Annotated in this window: 1 protein-coding gene and 1 pseudogene; both read right to left on the reverse strand. The window is 73.4% G+C overall.

The genetic code is table 11. The annotated features are described in order from the left end of the window. Positions 1-562 (reverse strand): annotated as a pseudogene (locus QQK43_RS23005) (EmrA/EmrK family multidrug efflux transporter periplasmic adaptor subunit); the annotation flags it as partial. A 53-nt stretch (positions 563-615) separates the two neighbouring features. Beyond that, positions 616-1,829 (reverse strand): efflux transporter outer membrane subunit (locus QQK43_RS23010; RefSeq protein ID WP_284309614.1); only part of this gene is annotated, 1,214 nt, incomplete at its 5' end.

Genomic DNA, 1,829 nt, shown 5'->3' on the forward strand with positions numbered 1-1,829 from the left:
CTGCCTGCAGGGCCGATTCGGCCGCGGCGGCGCTGCTGCGGGCCGCCGTCAGTTGCGCCCGGGCGTGTTCGAACTCTTCGCGCCCGACGGCACCCGTGGCCACCAGCGGCTGGCGGCGGTTGACGTCGTCCTCCAGCCGCGCCAGCTCGGCCCGCACGCGCGCCAGGTCGGCGTTGCGGGTGGCCACCTGCGACTGCGCGGTGCGGTTGTTGGCGTACAGGGTGCGCACCTCGCGCACGGTCTGCGCCAGTTGCGCCTCGGCCTGCTCCAGCGCCACGCGGGCGTCGGCCGGGTCCAGCCGCACCAGGGTCTGGCCGGCCTTGACGTGGTCGGTGTCTTCGGCCTCGATGGCCAGCACGGTGCCGCCGATCTGCGGCGTGACCTGCACCACGTTGCCCGACACGTAGGCGTTGTCGGTGGTTTCGTAGTGGTTGAGCACCAGCGCCCAGTAGGCGCCATAGGCGATGCCGGCCACGGCCACGGCGGTGGCGACGGCCGTCAGGGCCTGGCGGCGGGCGGGGTTGTTTGAACGGGATTCGGAAGGCTGGGCGGGAGCGTTCATGGTGGTCTCGGAGGCGTCGGGGTGTTCGGGAAAAGGGGTTCTCTCAGCGGTCTTCAGGCTTGCGGCACGTAGCCGCCGCCCAGGGCGCGCGCCAGCGCCGCCTGGGCAGCCAGGGCGCGGGCCTGCAGGTCCAGCGCCTGCCGGCGTTGCGACAGCACGGTCGATTCGGCCTGGATCAGCACCAGGTGGCTGGTCAGGCCGGCACCGTAACGCTGGCGCGCGATGTCGTAGGCCGACTCGGCCGCCGCCTGAGCGCGGGCCTGCTGGGCCTGCTGGCGGGCCACCGAGCCCAGCACGTTGAGCTGCTCGGCCGATTCGCGCACCGCGTCGATCACGGCGGCGTTGTAGCTCGCCACCGCCGCGTCGAGGTCGGCCGTGCGCACGCCCAGCTGGGCGCGCAGCGCGCCGGCGTCGAACACCGGCAGGTGGATCGCCGGGCCGATGCCGTACTGGCGGCTGCCGGATTCGACCAGTTGGTCAAGCCCAATGCTGGACAGGCCGGCAAATGCGGTGAGGCTGATGTTGGGATAGAACTGGGCCTTGGCCGAGCGCACCGCCTGCCCCGCCGATTCGATGCGCCAGCGCGCGGCGGCGATGTCGGCGCGGCGGCCCAGCAGGTCGGCCGGCAGCGTGCCGGGCAGCGGCAGCGCCTTCAGGCCCGCGAGCGACGGCGCCAGCGCCTGCAGCGCTTCGGGCACCTGCACCGTCAGCGCCGCCAGCGTCAGACGGGTGGCCGTGATCTTCTCGTCGATAGCCTCGATCTGCTGGCGGGCGTCGGGCACCGCGCCCTCGCCCTGGCGCAGTTCCACCACGGTGTCCAAGCCGGCGGCGACACGCTGGCGCGTCAGGGCCAGCAGGTCCTGGCGCTGCTGCCACGACTGTTGCGCCACACCACGCTGGTCGTTCAGCAGGGCCAGTTGCACATAGGCCTGCACCACCTGGGTGGCGAGCCACTGGCGCGCGGCGGCCAGATCGGCCTCGGCCGCGCGCTCGCTGCCCACGGCGGCTTCGAGCGCGGCGCGGTGACGGCCGAAGAAGTCGATCTCCCACGAGCCGGCGAACTGCGCGTTGGCCAGCGTGCGGGTCGAACCGCCCAGCGGGGCCGGGTAGATGCTGTTGGCACTGAAGTGCTGGCGGGTGGCGTCGGCGCTCAGGCCGACCTGCGGGCCGCCAGTGGCCGCTTGTGCCGACACGGCCGACGCCGCACGCGCCAGGCGGGCCTGGGCGGCGCCAAGCGAGGGGTGGCCCGCCAGCGCGTATTCAACCA

The sequence above is a fragment of the Hydrogenophaga electricum genome, from assembly GCF_030160815.1.
In the GTDB taxonomy this organism is placed as follows: domain Bacteria; phylum Pseudomonadota; class Gammaproteobacteria; order Burkholderiales; family Burkholderiaceae_C; genus Hydrogenophaga; species Hydrogenophaga electricum.